At 46.6% G+C, this 13,540-nt stretch carries 17 protein-coding genes; 7 read left to right on the forward strand and 10 right to left on the reverse strand.

From position 1 onward, the window contains the following. Positions 1-35 precede the first annotated feature (35 nt). Positions 36-617, forward strand: a complete 582-nt coding sequence (locus ACCC71_RS05735) for a hypothetical protein (protein WP_434311460.1) — start codon at positions 36-38, stop codon at positions 615-617. Positions 618-1,159: 542 nt separating this feature from the next. On the opposite strand, the gene ACCC71_RS05740 is transcribed toward ACCC71_RS05735, so the two are convergent. Next, positions 1,160-1,609, reverse strand: coding sequence for a hypothetical protein (locus ACCC71_RS05740; RefSeq protein ID WP_434311461.1), 450 nt, complete (start codon positions 1,607-1,609; stop codon positions 1,160-1,162). A gap of 203 nt (positions 1,610-1,812) precedes the next feature. Here ACCC71_RS05740 and ACCC71_RS05745 point away from each other — a divergent pair, with 203 nt between their 5' ends. Continuing rightward, entirely contained in the window at positions 1,813-2,469 is a 657-nt protein-coding gene (locus tag ACCC71_RS05745; RefSeq protein WP_434311462.1) for a hypothetical protein, read from the forward strand. A gap of 80 nt (positions 2,470-2,549) precedes the next feature. Here the strand turns inward: ACCC71_RS05745 and ACCC71_RS05750 are convergent, their stop codons facing one another. The 8 genes from ACCC71_RS05750 to ACCC71_RS05785 form a co-directional block, all read right to left on the reverse strand. After that, a complete protein-coding gene (locus tag ACCC71_RS05750; protein ID WP_434311463.1) occupies positions 2,550-3,161 on the reverse strand; it encodes a hypothetical protein in 612 nt (203 codons plus the stop codon). A gap of 84 nt (positions 3,162-3,245) precedes the next feature. Beyond that, positions 3,246-3,464, reverse strand: coding sequence for a hypothetical protein (locus ACCC71_RS05755; RefSeq protein WP_434311464.1), 219 nt, complete (start codon positions 3,462-3,464; stop codon positions 3,246-3,248). Positions 3,465-3,664: 200 nt separating this feature from the next. Further along, entirely contained in the window at positions 3,665-3,928 is a 264-nt protein-coding gene (locus tag ACCC71_RS05760) for a hypothetical protein (RefSeq protein ID WP_434311465.1), read from the reverse strand. Further along, on the reverse strand, positions 3,918-4,721 hold the full coding sequence (locus ACCC71_RS05765; RefSeq protein WP_434311466.1) for a hypothetical protein: 804 nt from the start codon (positions 4,719-4,721) through the stop codon (positions 3,918-3,920). Before ACCC71_RS05765 ends, ACCC71_RS05760 begins: the two co-directional genes overlap by 11 nt. 30 nt (positions 4,722-4,751) lie before the next feature. Further along, on the reverse strand, positions 4,752-5,471 hold the full coding sequence (locus tag ACCC71_RS05770) for a hypothetical protein (protein ID WP_434311467.1): 720 nt from the start codon (positions 5,469-5,471) through the stop codon (positions 4,752-4,754). Positions 5,472-5,479: 8 nt separating this feature from the next. Then, positions 5,480-5,986, reverse strand: coding sequence for a hypothetical protein (locus tag ACCC71_RS05775; RefSeq protein ID WP_434311468.1), 507 nt, complete (start codon positions 5,984-5,986; stop codon positions 5,480-5,482). 180 nt (positions 5,987-6,166) lie between these two features. Then, entirely contained in the window at positions 6,167-8,950 is a 2,784-nt protein-coding gene (locus ACCC71_RS05780; protein ID WP_434311469.1) for a hypothetical protein, read from the reverse strand. Positions 8,951-8,969: 19 nt separating this feature from the next. Then, positions 8,970-9,197 (reverse strand): hypothetical protein, encoded by a 228-nt coding sequence (locus ACCC71_RS05785; RefSeq protein WP_434311470.1) that lies wholly within the window; start codon positions 9,195-9,197, stop codon positions 8,970-8,972. A gap of 430 nt (positions 9,198-9,627) precedes the next feature. Here ACCC71_RS05785 and ACCC71_RS05790 point away from each other — a divergent pair, with 430 nt between their 5' ends. Then, positions 9,628-10,017, forward strand: a complete 390-nt coding sequence (locus ACCC71_RS05790; RefSeq protein WP_434311471.1) for a hypothetical protein — start codon at positions 9,628-9,630, stop codon at positions 10,015-10,017. A gap of 33 nt (positions 10,018-10,050) precedes the next feature. On the opposite strand, the gene ACCC71_RS05795 is transcribed toward ACCC71_RS05790, so the two are convergent. After that, the gene (locus ACCC71_RS05795) at positions 10,051-10,638 is read right to left on the reverse strand and encodes a DUF1836 domain-containing protein (protein ID WP_434311472.1); all 588 of its coding nucleotides are present in this window, start codon (positions 10,636-10,638) and stop codon (positions 10,051-10,053) included. A gap of 436 nt (positions 10,639-11,074) precedes the next feature. On the opposite strand from ACCC71_RS05795, the gene ACCC71_RS05800 reads away from it, so the two are divergent. From ACCC71_RS05800 to ACCC71_RS05815, 4 genes are all read left to right on the forward strand, one after another. After that, positions 11,075-11,302, forward strand: a complete 228-nt coding sequence (locus ACCC71_RS05800) for a type II toxin-antitoxin system Phd/YefM family antitoxin (protein WP_434311473.1) — start codon at positions 11,075-11,077, stop codon at positions 11,300-11,302. Further along, complete coding sequence (locus tag ACCC71_RS05805) at positions 11,286-11,699, forward strand: PIN domain-containing protein (RefSeq protein ID WP_434311474.1); 414 nt, start codon at positions 11,286-11,288, stop codon at positions 11,697-11,699. The genes ACCC71_RS05800 and ACCC71_RS05805 overlap by 17 nt, the downstream gene beginning before the upstream one ends. Positions 11,700-11,993: 294 nt before the next feature. Further along, positions 11,994-12,677 carry a PspA/IM30 family protein gene (locus tag ACCC71_RS05810; protein ID WP_434311475.1) on the forward strand — a complete coding sequence of 228 codons (684 nt, stop codon included), beginning with the start codon at positions 11,994-11,996 and terminating at the stop codon, positions 12,675-12,677. A gap of 3 nt (positions 12,678-12,680) precedes the next feature. Then, positions 12,681-13,493, forward strand: coding sequence for an SPFH domain-containing protein (locus ACCC71_RS05815; protein ID WP_434311476.1), 813 nt, complete (start codon positions 12,681-12,683; stop codon positions 13,491-13,493). Positions 13,494-13,540 lie beyond the last annotated feature (47 nt).

Below are 13,540 nucleotides of genomic sequence, written 5' to 3' on the forward strand. Positions count from 1 at the left end.
TGATGCACAAATAGAAATGGAAAGTGGGGGCAAAAATGAATAAAACCGTGGGGATATGCTGGGAATGCGAAATTATTGGCGATTCAGAAGACAGAAAATGTTTTAAATGTGGAAAAAAAATGCAGGAAACGGATATAAAAGCAGAAAGTTATGACAATACATATGAGATGTGGGCTTGGGAAGTGACAGATAGATATATTATGTGGCGGTATGCAAAGAGTGAAGAAGAAAAAGAGATCGTGCGTCAGCTGATCAAGGGAGTTCCCCAGGAGCGGCTGGAACACTACTTGATTTGTCCAAGGTGCGGCTGGACATGGAGTACAATTGAACAAGACGATGAATGTAGCAATTGTGGCTGCACGATGATTCCGGTAAAAAGTACCATAGGGGAAATTTTGGAGAAGGCAGGAGATCCTTCTCGGCTGAAACAGCAGCTTTATAATGAAAACTGTTATGGGAACCCCTTATTCGACCAATATGAGTTCCATAAAAGAAGAATTGAAATGGGGGAGGAAGAGGATCCCAATGCGAAACTGGCAGAAATGATCGGGGAGGAAGTCCGCGAAGCGAACCGGTCTAAAATCCAATTTGGCTTTGGCCACTTTTTCGACCTGTAAAGCATCCACATTTTCCTATCAAGCAAGCATATTTACCGTTTCACTTTACCATTTATAAGAGCAAGGGGGCCTTCCTGTAAGGCTCCTTTTTGGTTATCTAGAAGTTTGATCCGTTCTCTAAGCAAGCCTTCCGAACGGGGGAAGTCACAACAGCACATGACATACGCTTAGAATATGCCCGTATTCCCGTGATGTGCGCACGTTAGCCCTGACTATGCCATCCGGAAGCGATCGCTCCCGTCAACCATTATAGTCGATGAACATTCCTCTCCAGGAAGAGAGGCTTTGCTGCAGATTACCCTGCCGGCCGCCTTGTCACGATACCCAGTCCCTTTCAGGCTGGCCGCCGCAGGATAGATGAGTTCCTGATCTCCTGCGGTTTCGTAGCGGTCGGGTACGGTGCACCCTGTCCATGAATACGAGATGGAGCGCCAGAGGCGCCAATTTCGGTTGTTTCCTATGCAGTCCCTTGCATTTTGAAAGAAATGCTCGTTCCGTGTTACCACCGGACTGCAGCGGGCCATTTTGCAAAGGGGAGCGTTTCACCCCTCACCCGCGTCTCTGATAAGAGGAGTAGAAGCAGCGACAAGCGCCCTGCCTTGAGCAGAGCTGTCAAAGAGAGAAGGTTTTGAGGAAGTTGATTTAGAAGAACTGGTATTAGAAGGGGCAGCCGTTGTCTGCACCTGTACCGGCCCAGTGCGTATCTGGGGATTTTTCAGAAAATCTGCGCCGTCGCCGGTCAGCTTGACTTCCAGTTCCACAAACCGTTTTTTTGTTAAAGAATCCAGTTGAGTCCGTATTTGATTGAGATTGGTGATTTGTAGTTCTCCGGATAGTGAGAGCTTCCCGGAAGGAAGCTCAGAAGATTTCTTCCGCTTGGGAGAACTGGACCCAGAGGAAGATTTTGAAGTTTTTGAATTTTGTGTCATAGGAAATAAGTCCTTTCTTTTAAGTAGTTGAGTCTCCTGATTGGAGCGGTTAACGGGTAACATCTATGTGATATCATCTCCGTATCGGAGTGAACAATGAAGCCTCCGTCGGGAAGATGATTTGTTTTCGTTCCATGCAAATGGTAGGGAATAGAGACGGCTTTTCGCTGATCTATGACGTAAAATGAGATTGATTCTATCTTTGTCAGTGAAAACATGGTATGATTTAGAAATAAATACCAACTGGTTAGGGAAAGGGGAATACCATGAGAGACAAAGGATGGAAAACACGTATATCCGCAATCGGAAAGAAATTAAAAAACACCAGATTTTTAGCGATCACTTCCTGTGTTTTACTCATTCTCTTGGTGGGAGTAAGCGGGAGCCATGGGAATGAAATTCAGGAAAAGGAAGCGTCTATCAGCAGTTTGGAGGCGCAGGTAGAACAGTTACAGGGACAGGCTTCCTCGTTGGCGGATGAAAATTCGGCGCTTAAAACAAAAGAGGGCGAGCTGGAATCGTTGGCAGAACAATCGGAAAGGATGTTTGATGATCGGGAAAGCAGTATGGCGGCTTTGGAGGCGCAAGCGAGCGGGCAGTCTCAAGCGGTTCGTGAATTGACAGACCGGATGAGTTCTGCAGAGAGCGCATATGAATCCCTGTCAAAAGAGCATGAAACCTGCCAGGCAGCGTCCGGTGAAAGGGACAAAGCGGATTCATCGGAGGAAGAAAACATCCAGTCTCTGGAAAATAAGGCCAATGATTCCAGGGAAGAAAGAAATGAGACGACGGTATATTGGGTGCCAAGCGGTAAGGTTTACCATTATAGCGAGAATTGTTCTACACTAAAACGTTCCAAGACGATCTATAGCGGAACCATATCGGAAAGCGGGAAAAGCAGGGCATGTAAAGTTTGCTCTTGATGAAAATACGGTATAGATAGACCCGGTGACAGACAAAGGAGCGTCTGCCGCCGGGTCTGTAATTTTGGGGAATAGCCTTTTTAAACCGTCTCCGCTGCGTCTTCTTTTCCTTCTTCCGTTACCTTATAGGCAATCGAGCGGATGGCTTCTTCCATTTCTTCCTGTCCGGAAAGCATCTTGCGGTTTAGTTCTGCGATTTCTTCGGGGGTCATTAATTCCAGGACCTTTTCCGCGTAGGCGTTTTGTTTTTTCTGATCTTCTAAAAATTCTTCCTGCTTTTTCAGCAGATCTTCTTCCTGCTTTCGAATCAGCAGCTCGGCTTCCAGGGCTTCCGCCAGCTTTTGCTGCACAGGGGAAGACACGGTGAGGAGACGGTCTTTGTGGAAATCCGCCAAATCGCGGGCGCAGTCGTCCACTTCGGTTAAAATCCAGGAGAAGCGATTTTCTTCAAACAGGGCGCGAAGATCGGGATCTTCCAGACACTGATAGACATCTTCTCCCTCTTCGTAGGTGATTCCTTCTACGCACAGCGTAAAAAATCCCACTGCCAGAGCTTCCAGGGCGCGGTAGGGGGCATAGGTGATGGCGCCGTCTTCTCCGGATTCAAAATAGGAGTCGGCGACGATGGTGATAAAGCGCTCTCTTTCCGGGAAGGAGAGATATTTTTTTACACAGATATTTTCTTTTTTCATATGGAGTAAATCCTTTCTTTGAATTTGTTATTTTATAGGTGTTTGATGATTGTTTGGGGTTTCATTATCGCTTTTGGTATTTTGTTATAGTTGTCTGTCGCACCAGAGCAGGTAAAGTTCTTTGAGGGCTGGCGCCTTTTGCCAGACAAAAACCAGTCGTCCGTCGGAGCCGCAGATGATATCCATCAGCAAGTCGCCGACTTTGCCGGAGTTTAAATATTTAAAATTTTGCTTCATATTGGGGATTAAGATACAGTCCTCCATTTCATAGAAGCAATGGAATAATTCGCTGTATGCGCGCATGGGTTGTTCCTCCTGATAAAATAGATTTCCCCTGCTAGTATAGGGCAGGGGAACGAATAGACGTGGGCGTGTGAAGGCGAATCGTTTCGTCTGTGAGCCTCCATCGCAAAAAAATAGGCATAAGGGCGCCCTCAGAATAGGACGCTCTTATGCCTAAGATAAGAGTAAAGATAGCCGGTGTTCCGGCCCATGTAAAATTCCTATTCCATAATTTCGTTCAGTAATTGGCGCACACTTTCCAGACACTCCTCCGGAGAAAATTCAATTCGGGAGAGCTTTTCCCTGGCCTCTGCCCGGGACAGGCGGCCGTCCCGGTAATCACAGAGGAGAAGGTATAACTGGTAGTGCTCTTTGGTATCCGTAATCGAGCGCCAGGGGGTGAAAGAGCGCTTTTTCAGACAGTCGTCACAGGCGTAATACCGGCGGCCGCAGATCAAGCAGCGATGGTTTAAGTTATCGCTCATCGGAGCCGTTTGCAATATAGATGTTGAACAGACGCTTGTCCGGATCGCAGTAATTCTGCATCATGGTCATGCTGAACGGATGTCCGCCGTCGGTCGTGAAGCTGAGATCCATATCCGGTTTCAGTTTGGCGTTGGGGAATACCACATACGCATAGTAAACCTTATCCGTATTGCAGGTGTCCTTGCCGACTACTTCCATCACGAACTTACCAGCCTTCGGGAAGTCTTCCGCATTGTTTTCCAGCATAACGGCCTCTTCTGCTTCGTACTCATAGAATACGGCGATATCGCCAGTTACGCCGGTGGGAACCGTAATCGTCTTCGTCTCAGCATCCAGAGCGAACGCAGTAGCGGAAGCGGTGGCCTCTACTCCGTATCTGGTTCCCAATGTGCTATCACCGTTTAACGCGTAGATGTACTTGATCTCAGAGCCAGCCGTACCAGCGGGCACATGGCTCAGAAGAGCTTTGCCGTTTTCTACCGTTACTTTCTCGTAGGCCGGTACAACGATCTTGGAATCCGCGCCGGCCACTTTTTTCTCCGAACCAAACTGCGCCGCAGCCAGGCTAGTGTCAAACAGCGCGTTGGAAGCAGAAAATTCTGCGTTTTTGGAGCGGTCGAACTTCATGATGACGCTGCCGATCGCGTCCGTTACGTCAGCGGACTCGCTGGTCATGCTCAGGCTGGCGTCTTTGATCTGGGTGATGGACCACAGAACTTCTCCAGTGCTGGGAGAGAACATGGTACCTCTTCTTACACGGTCAATAACGAAATTGTTTAAATTGAAAGCCATAATTTTTTTCCTCCTTATGGGTCCGGGCCTTTAATCCAGGTCCCGGAAATAGTTGAGTTCTTTTTTGTTGACCTTTTTCAGGTCGATGCCAAAGCCGGAGTATCCGCTTTGCAAAAGCAGATCCGTATTTTTTATGGAAGGGATTCGCCGGACGCTGTCCATAAACGCGAGAAGCTTCATGTCCCAGACCGTATTATGGTTATAGCCGAAGCCTTCCATGCCAAGCATCGTAGAAATCAGAGGCACCAGTGAGGATTCGAATTCTTTATTTTTTTGAAGCAGAAATTCTTCTTCCGCTTCCTCTAAGAGCGCCTTGTGCGTGAATTCGTTGCCGGAGATCTCTACGTGGCGTTTCAGGCCGTGAACTTTCCGCAGAAAGGATACCATCAATTCATAGATGGACCGGTCGATGATCGAATTGGTTTCCGGATTGTATAGACATAACTCATCGTTTTCCTGATTGCGGTACCGCCCGTAGGAAGCGATGTCCAGATCTCCGAAGAGAAGACGGGTATCTTCCTGGCGGAAGCCTTTGGAGTAGATGAGAAAAAGTTCGAAATCCGTGATTTCTTCCCAATTGATTCCTTGAAGATGGAGTTGGTATTTGCAGTCGGTCGGCGTGGCACAGAGCATATGGACGACGGAAAAGTACCTTTGCTCGCCAAAATCTGCAATTTCTCCTAAGGTCGGCTGGTGGATTCGAATGAAATCGTTGATGACATAATCCTTGCCGCGATAGATTTGTAACATATCATTGTTCATAGCTGCACATTGAAGTCCTTTGTCTCAAAGATAAGCCGGCGATAATAAGCCAAATCTTCCACGACACCTTCCCGGCTGCTGACGAGATGAAGCGGGCCGAAACCTCCGAGGTCGGATCGGCCGTTCAGCTTTTCGTCCAGAAGCCGGGCGATCGCATCGTTTCTGTTTTCACTAGTTTCTCCTTCTGTGAACAGAATGTGGGAGGGGGAGGAGAAAATCCAGATTTCCAGGGTGGGCCTTACCCAGGTTTTTCCGGAAGCCGAGGGGAATAGATGCACCTGAACGGTGAGATAGGCTGAAATAGAAGTGGCAGCTTCCGGCATTTTCTTATAAGGGAAGATGTGATTTCCGGCAGGGGAATCGGAACTGCTTTTGATCAGCGCGGGCAGCGCATCGTCGGCTAAGATTTCTTGAATGACTTGATGTTTTAGATTGGTAATGATAGAACTGGTGGCTATGGTCGGCACCTCCTTTTCATAAAATGAGAGTGGCCGGGAGCCCATCGTGGATGGGTTCTCCCGGTCCGGTGAGATACGAGGAAGAGAAAGGCTTTGGCAGGTTTCTTTCTTCCCTAAAGGACGAGAACTAACGTTCGAAGAAACCGCGCTATTCCGTGGCTTTTCCAGGGAATGGAAAACCGATTCGGAAATAAGATGGGAAAAATTGCAAGTTTTGGATTCGTTCTACCGATAGGGGAGAACGCGTTTAGTAAATCGGAACCCATAGATGGGGATTTCACCGTCTTCCTGCTCGATCAGCGTTTCTACCGGCTGCGCGCTTTTTTTGATTAATTGGTAGAAATCCAGGTTGGGACAGCCAAAGAGCAGGCGGAGCGCGGTTCGGCCGGTCAGGCGGTGCTCTGGCTTTTCACAGGAAGCAAGGAGATAAAGCATGGTGCTGGAATTCATCTTTCTATTTTGGATATAGTCGGCGGCTTTTTGACGAAGTTCGTCGGCCCGCTGTTTCTTGGCAGCGGCATCCAGCTGTTCGGAAGCGTAGATTTGATTGATCTCAAGCCGCGTTTCTTCCAATAGGGAAAAGATCTTTTCCACCTGACGGTAGTTGACTTCGGAACAAGAATAATCTTCTTTATTCAGAATTTCTGAGAATGGAAGAAATTCCTTTTTCTGCGTGTTTCGGTTGTCGGTGCGTTGAAAGGAGTTGACGCATTTTTGCAGATAATCCATCGATGTTTCATGGCGCTGATAGTTCTTTTTCTCCGGATCGTAATAGCCTTTTGACCGGGCGATGTGGGCGAAAAACTGTGGCTTGATAGCGCGTCCCTTGGCGTCTTCCCGATGGTATTTCTTCCGAATCTTTTTTAGTTCCGCCGTACTGTCGATGACAAATTCCTTCTTGGCCTTATCGATTTCAATCCCGGATAGAATATCGAGCTGGCAGATATCCCGGTAGATTTCCTGAATCTCATCCGCAGGGGCCTGATGATTCATCTTATCCCAGAGAAGGGAATTTAGTTCTTGGGATAGGTTGACGATTTCTCCAATCTTATTGGTGCTGGTGCGGATATCCAGATCCGCTTTTTCCGCGTTGGTAAATTTCCGTTTCCGCTTTTGAGAGGCGGCGTGATTGACCGGCACCAGAAATTCATCGTAGTGGAGTCTAGCGGCTTTAATCAGCGTCGGTTCATCGGTACATAGCAGAGCGTCGGAATCAAAGTCAGAACCGCTGTTGCGGTCTAAAACGCTCTCGCCGATGGAGTTGATACAAAGAATCTCCGGAGTTAGATTCAGATAACGGTCGAGCGTCTCGTCGGGAACATTTTCCGGCAGCCATACGTTGGACAGCGTGATGTGAGGAGAACGGCTGCACAAAAGCGTCTGGTGATAGGAAAAGCCGATGCTGTGAACATGGCCGATACCAAGGCGGGAGTGACCGTCGAAACGCCCGATGCTTGCGAGCAGCATTTCCAGAGGATTTCCCAGCAGGGTGGCATAGGTTCCGTGGACGAGCACATGGCCTTTTTTCAGGTTCTTGACAAATGCTCTGGTCAAATCTCCTTTAAAGTCATGGTACGCTTTGGTTTCAGCAAAACGTTCATTTAACCCTAAAAGGCGGAAGATCATATCATTTTTAGAGTAAAGCGGCCCTTCGGGAAGGACGGTTTCCGCAGGATACTGGACATAGTAGCGGACGACAGCCGGATCTCTTTTTAAACGATGGAGGTAGTCGAGAGAGGGAGATAAAAATTGTTTCATATCTTTCTCGCTTAAATGGAGGGTATTTAACAACTGGTAATGGGTGGAGACCATGCGGCCTCCGAAGTAATGGGTCGGCTTTTCGTGTTTTACGATGCCGAATTCGGGTTCCAGTTGATCCAACCACTGCTCAAAGGAACCAAATTTCAGATATTTGATGCTGCTGGGCGTGGTAATGAGCTTGATCTCGTCCAGAGAACGCGCCCTGGTGACACCATGCAGCTGCGCGACGTCGGTGATATCATTTTCCTGAAACCAGAGCTGCAGATTGGCGTTAAAGCAGCAGGATTTGAAAAAACGGTTTCGAAGCAGCAGCATACCCTTGTCGGAATATTTCCCAAATAGGCTGATATCCATCAGGGATTGACCGTCGAAGATATTGTTTCGGATTTCGGTCTCAGCTTCTTTGGTGGAGAGCCATGTGCCTTCGATGGTGGTTTCCATGGCGCGTTCTGTGAAGACGCTTTCATAATCCTCGATTAGAAGGATATTTTCCGGCAGGATCGTCAGCGTATCCAGGATGGAAGAGGTCGTCAGCGAGATATAAGATTCCCAGGCGGCCAGGTCGACAGGCTGGCCTTTTTTTAGCTTGACACCGCAGCATTCCCAGCGGTGCATGGAGCGATAAAGCCGTTCGTCAATAAAAAGGCATTTTCCAACACGGGCAGATCCGGAAGATCGCTTAAAACGGACATAGTGAATGCCATCGCAGACAAATCCATGTTCATAGAGCTCTTTCCGCAGTTGGGACACAGTTTGTAAGGTCGGAATCCGGCCTGGCTGATAACAGGAACCGTCAAAGGTAAAAAAGCCTTCGGTAAGGGCGGCTTCCACCGGAGACGATACCGGAACACCGGTTTCCACCGCCAGCAGCATTCCGTCCTTTTCACAGACGTGGTCGTGAAAAACCAGTGTTTCCAGATCGAATCCTTCTCGGACGTAAACGCCAGGGCGGAGATGGTTAAACTGTTTGACATTGTAGTGAAATGTGACGTTGATGACATGGGTGGTATACTCGAAACCATTTTTCCAGAAAGAAAATCGATTGTTGCGGTACGCCTTTTCATAAACGTCCCGGAGCTTTCGCAGTTCTATGCTTTCATCCAGCGTGTTGATAAATTTTCGAAGACGGAGCGTACCGTCTGGTTTTCGGATTTCATAGCCGTCTTGCTTTCCCTCTGTATGATTGGCCAGATAAAGATCTTTTGCATCCAGGGAGAGGATGCGTACACCTGCGGGTTTTTCCTTCATGGATCTCACTCCTTCCTGTTTATTTTTCGCGATAGATGGCGATCTCTTTGATGTAGCTGTCGTATGGCTGATCGGAACAGCACCAGGTAGGGGTGCGGCGGGAACGATGATCCGTGGGCGGGTAAAAATCCCGTTCCCGAAGAACAGGGCTCTCCTGACGGTGATCATACTTCGCCATATTTTGACGGATTTTTTGAGTAATATTGCCGGACTCGGCAGAATTTGCAGATGTGAGTTGCTTTGACATCGCTAGCCTTCCTTTCTTTTGATTTTTTGTGATTGACAAGGGAAAGTGAAGTTAGAAAAAAGAAAATGAGTTAGAACGTGCATTCGTTTATAGGGGTAAAGAGAGTATACCGCAAGAAAAGACACTTGTCAAGAGAAAATGTTAGAGAGTTGCATTGAAAGAAAAAACAATAAAATTAAGGAAAGAATATCATCGATTTAAACAATATTGAATAAAAAACAAAAAACATTGCATAAAACTGAGATGGAAAAATTCTGTGGGATATGCTATTGACTTCTCTTGTAGGAGATGATATAATACAGAAAAGCGAATAAATGTTCGATAATGAAACGCGCTTTTACATAGGGAAATGGCGTTGTTTCGGAGACAATAGGGAAATTACAGAAGTTGGAAAAAAGAAACGCTCTTATTTTGGAGGAATGAATCTGTTATGAGTGTAGATAATGGAATTTATATTTTAGCGGCAAAAGATCAGTACCGGGTCGCTTGTGCGCAGGGAATTGATCAGATTTATTGGTCTTTTTCCGAGGGATATTGCGGCGGGCGGGTTGTGCCGACCAGAGCGATGGAAGTGTGGGGAAATCTCCCTCATACCCACGACGCAAAAACGGCGATCCGGGTGGCGGAGCGTTTTCGAAGGAAGATGGACATTTGTGAATCTGGTATTTGCATCATTCCTCTGGAGACGACGTGGAGAACTTTGGTTCGAGAAGCAAAAGACTATGCGGAACAGGAGTTGTGTTACTTAGAGGAAAATGATTGGGGATTTGAGGTGAACCGGAAACTTCTTTGGGAGATTCAGTGCGGGCGGATACATTGAGAAAAAATGGAAGAGCGGCCAAAGGCCGCTCCGCTATTCTTTCATATCGTCGATGATTGTTTCGATCATTTGCTTTTTTAGATACACATCGAAGCCAAGCATGCATACCATGGCGAAATTCTGCAGGTATTCCCTGGATTCTTCAGGAACATCCGGAAATGATTTCTCCGCGAGATTGATTTTTCCGAGGATATCCTTGTAAAAGGGGCGGAACATCTGGGTTTCCAGATGTACGATATCTTTATAGATGTCTTTCATGCTGAGCCCTTCGTCCTCTTCATTGCCAAAGTAATGTTCATTGAGCGGCTGTAAGAGCGTCTGAATGTCGTTGATGGACAGGATGTTTTTCAGGTAATAGATAAATATTAACAAAAGCAGATGTTCCTGGCTGTATTTTTTCTTTTCCGAAGGCGGCAGCAGGTTGTTTTTGGTGTAATTGTTGATCATGGTTTTGGTCAGAATCTTATCGTCTGGATGGCGTTTGAATTCTTTCAGCTTTTCATCCATAAAGGTCGTGACCTGATCCATGTAGAGATCGATGTTCGGGAGCATGGACGGCTTGATATATGCGAGCTTCCCGTATTTCTCCAACAGTTTTTCAAATTCCTTTGAATGTGCCATGCCTTTGTACCTCCATCCCCCTATTATATAGTAATTAAAACCAGATTACAAGCTTTTCTTGCAGGTACCTTCCATGCAGCAAGGGCAAATACAGGGAGGACAACGAGATCATAAAAGAGATAAGAAATTGCGAAAAATGAGGGGATTTTTTTGTTGTTTTTCTATAATAAAAATACAGTATGAGAGAAAAAGATTAGGAAATATGTAGTAACGCTTTACGAGCTTGCGGTAGGAACTGTTAACGGTGTTAAAATTGTGTATTTGGCGGATTTTTTGTTAAGTAAGGCGTATTGAGATCAAGAACAAAGTGATACGCCTATTCCAGATCGAATATTTTTACGGCTAATATTAGCTGTTTTTGTGCGATTTTATTGATTTTATAGAAAAAATCGCATATAATAAAAGCAAACATATAGAAAAGGAGGATGGATTCCATATGACGGTTACTGCAACGGAGTTTAAAACCAACTTTGGAAAATATCTGGAGTTGATTGCGAAAGAAGATATTTTTATTACCCGCAATGGGAAAATAATCGCAAAAGTTGTAAATCCTCGGATTTCTGCTGTAGATTCCCTGCGCGGGATGTTGAAAGATGTTCCTCTTGATATCGACATAGATTCTTTACGAGAGGAGCGATTGTCAAAATATGAAAATAATGTGTGATACCAATGTAGTGATTGATGTGTTGCTGGAACGGGAGCCTTTTGTCGCAGATTCATACAAAGTCTTGAGCCTCTGTGAAGAACATAAAGTAGAAGGATTTGTATCGGCGCCTTCCGTTACCGATATCTACTATCTTGTAAGAAAATATACACACAGCACGGAATTGGCATATAAAGCAATTGGAAAGCTTTTAGAGATTGTTAAGGTATGCAGTGTTACAAATGATGACGTTCTTATTGCTTTCCAGAAAAAAGCAAAAGATTTTGAGGATTGTCTAGCCGCCACCTGTGCGAAATCGATACGTTGCGATTATATTGTTAGCCGAAATAAAAATGACTTTGAAGGCTTCGGCATTCCGGTGCTTGCCCCTGCTGAGATTCTTTTGCAGATCACGTGAGTGCATTTTATGCGATATTTAGGAAATATCGCATCAGCAGTGTAAAATCCCCCATATATTTCGATAATTATTTGCCAGAAAGAATCATGGACAGCAAATCAGAAGTATGGTATGATATGACCTAAGGAGGGGCCCACCATATAACCTGAGGAGGGGCCCACCGAAGGTGGGAGGAGTCCTGGGGTCGGATAGCACCAGAGTATAAAGAAAGCCTGGATGGAAGATTCCTTAGGTCGGACAGCACCAAAATATAAAGGAAGTAAATAAAAAATTCGCATATAGGAGGATAGAACGATGGGAATTATTCAAAGATTTTCTGACATTATGTCGGCCAACATCAACGCCCTTTTGGATAAGATGGAGGACCCTTCCAAGATGATAGACCAGTATCTGAGAAATCTGGAAAGCGACTTGGGAAAGGTGAAAGCGGAGACTGCTTCGATTATGGCGGAAGAGACCCGCGCGAAACGGGCTTTAGATGATTGCGATAAAGAGATCGCTAAGATGCAGACGTATGCGGAGAAGGCGGTTTTGGCTGGAAATGACGCGGATGCGAAGAAGTTCCTGGAGAAAAAGGGGCAGTTATCCGAAAATCGCGCGAGCCTTGCTCAAACATATGCCGCCGCCGCGGACAATGCAGCGAAGATGCGTCAGATGCACGATAAACTTTGCAAGGATATTGCATCTTTGAACGCCCGCCGGGATTCTGTGAAAGCGAAGATGGCTGTGGCCAAGACCCAGGAAAAGATCAATAAAATTGGCGCCAGCGTTGCTGGAAGCCAGGAAAATCTGTCCGCCTTCGACCGCATGGAAGCAAAAGCGAACCGGATGCTGGACGAGGCAAATGCTATGGCTGAGTTGAACCAGTCGGCGTCGGATCCGGATGGACTGGATGCTTTGGCAGAGAAATATGATTCTGCTCCGGCTTCGGCGGTGGACGACGAGCTGGCGGCGCTGAAAGCAAAGTTGGGGAAATAACATATGGGATTGTTCGGTGGTTCCTCTGTGATCGAGTGGGAGGAATATAACAGCGAAACGATTTTCTGGAAGTGGCCGGATACGGAGATTAAAAAGGGAAGCCGTCTGGTAGTCCGTGCCGGACAGGACGCGATTTTTATGGTGGACGGCAAGATTGAAGGTATCTTCCAGGATGAAGGAAGCTATGATATCGAATCGGACATTGTTCCGGTATTATCCACCTTAAAAAATTTCCGCTTTGGCTTTCGGTCGAGTCTTCGGGCGGAGATCCTCTTTGTAAATGTAAAGGATTTTACCGTAAAGTGGGGAACGAGAGGTGCGATTTTTATCCCAGTCGAGGGGCTTCCGGGAGGTCTTCCGATCCGCGCTTTTGGGACGTTTCAGTGTCGGGTCTGCGATTATATCAGCTTGATTGACCAAGTGGCGGGTGTTCGGCAGCTTTATACCGTCGATGAAGTCAAGGAGCGAGTTGCTGCCTGCTTAGATCCGCTCTTGATGAAATGGGTCGTCCAGGAAGGGAAAGATATTTTTCACCTACAGTCCAGCTCAGCGCAGATTGCAAAAGGAATTTGTGAAGACCTGGATATGCAGATGCGGGATATCGGAATTGCGATCGATGAGTTCTACATACAGAACGTTTCCTATCCGGAGGATGTGCAGGAGATAGCAAAACAGGCGATTCGTCAAAATTTTACTGGTTCTGCGGCTGGGGGAAGCATGTCTGCAGGCGGGCCGGCTCCGAATTTCTGTCCGAACTGTGGAGCAGCGGCAAGCGGAGCAAATTTTTGCCCGAACTGTGGATATAAGTTACGCTAGAAATTCAGATAAGATTCCTTCATTGGGAAGGGATCTTATCTTTGTGT

Origin of the sequence: Hominifimenecus sp. rT4P-3 (genome assembly GCF_051055405.1) — a bacterium.
Taxonomy (GTDB): domain Bacteria; phylum Bacillota; class Clostridia; order Lachnospirales; family Lachnospiraceae; genus Pseudolachnospira.

Excerpts from the sequence above, each read along its gene's own strand:
- ACCC71_RS05735 (WP_434311460.1), top strand. The coding sequence starts at position 36 with ATGAATAAAACCGTGGGGATATGCTGGGAATGCGAAATTATTGGCGAT.
- ACCC71_RS05740 (WP_434311461.1), bottom strand. The coding sequence starts at position 1,609 with ATGTTACCCGTTAACCGCTCCAATCAGGAGACTCAACTACTTAAAAGA.
- ACCC71_RS05745 (WP_434311462.1), top strand. The coding sequence starts at position 1,813 with ATGAGAGACAAAGGATGGAAAACACGTATATCCGCAATCGGAAAGAAA.
- ACCC71_RS05750 (WP_434311463.1), bottom strand. The coding sequence starts at position 3,161 with ATGAAAAAAGAAAATATCTGTGTAAAAAAATATCTCTCCTTCCCGGAA.
- ACCC71_RS05755 (WP_434311464.1), bottom strand. The coding sequence starts at position 3,464 with ATGCGCGCATACAGCGAATTATTCCATTGCTTCTATGAAATGGAGGAC.
- ACCC71_RS05760 (WP_434311465.1), bottom strand. The coding sequence starts at position 3,928 with ATGAGCGATAACTTAAACCATCGCTGCTTGATCTGCGGCCGCCGGTAT.
- ACCC71_RS05765 (WP_434311466.1), bottom strand. The coding sequence starts at position 4,721 with ATGGCTTTCAATTTAAACAATTTCGTTATTGACCGTGTAAGAAGAGGT.
- ACCC71_RS05770 (WP_434311467.1), bottom strand. The coding sequence starts at position 5,471 with ATGTTACAAATCTATCGCGGCAAGGATTATGTCATCAACGATTTCATT.
- ACCC71_RS05775 (WP_434311468.1), bottom strand. The coding sequence starts at position 5,986 with ATGGGCTCCCGGCCACTCTCATTTTATGAAAAGGAGGTGCCGACCATA.
- ACCC71_RS05780 (WP_434311469.1), bottom strand. The coding sequence starts at position 8,950 with ATGAAGGAAAAACCCGCAGGTGTACGCATCCTCTCCCTGGATGCAAAA.
- ACCC71_RS05785 (WP_434311470.1), bottom strand. The coding sequence starts at position 9,197 with ATGTCAAAGCAACTCACATCTGCAAATTCTGCCGAGTCCGGCAATATT.
- ACCC71_RS05790 (WP_434311471.1), top strand. The coding sequence starts at position 9,628 with ATGAGTGTAGATAATGGAATTTATATTTTAGCGGCAAAAGATCAGTAC.
- ACCC71_RS05795 (WP_434311472.1), bottom strand. The coding sequence starts at position 10,638 with ATGGCACATTCAAAGGAATTTGAAAAACTGTTGGAGAAATACGGGAAG.
- ACCC71_RS05800 (WP_434311473.1), top strand. The coding sequence starts at position 11,075 with ATGACGGTTACTGCAACGGAGTTTAAAACCAACTTTGGAAAATATCTG.
- ACCC71_RS05805 (WP_434311474.1), top strand. The coding sequence starts at position 11,286 with ATGAAAATAATGTGTGATACCAATGTAGTGATTGATGTGTTGCTGGAA.
- ACCC71_RS05810 (WP_434311475.1), top strand. The coding sequence starts at position 11,994 with ATGGGAATTATTCAAAGATTTTCTGACATTATGTCGGCCAACATCAAC.
- ACCC71_RS05815 (WP_434311476.1), top strand. The coding sequence starts at position 12,681 with ATGGGATTGTTCGGTGGTTCCTCTGTGATCGAGTGGGAGGAATATAAC.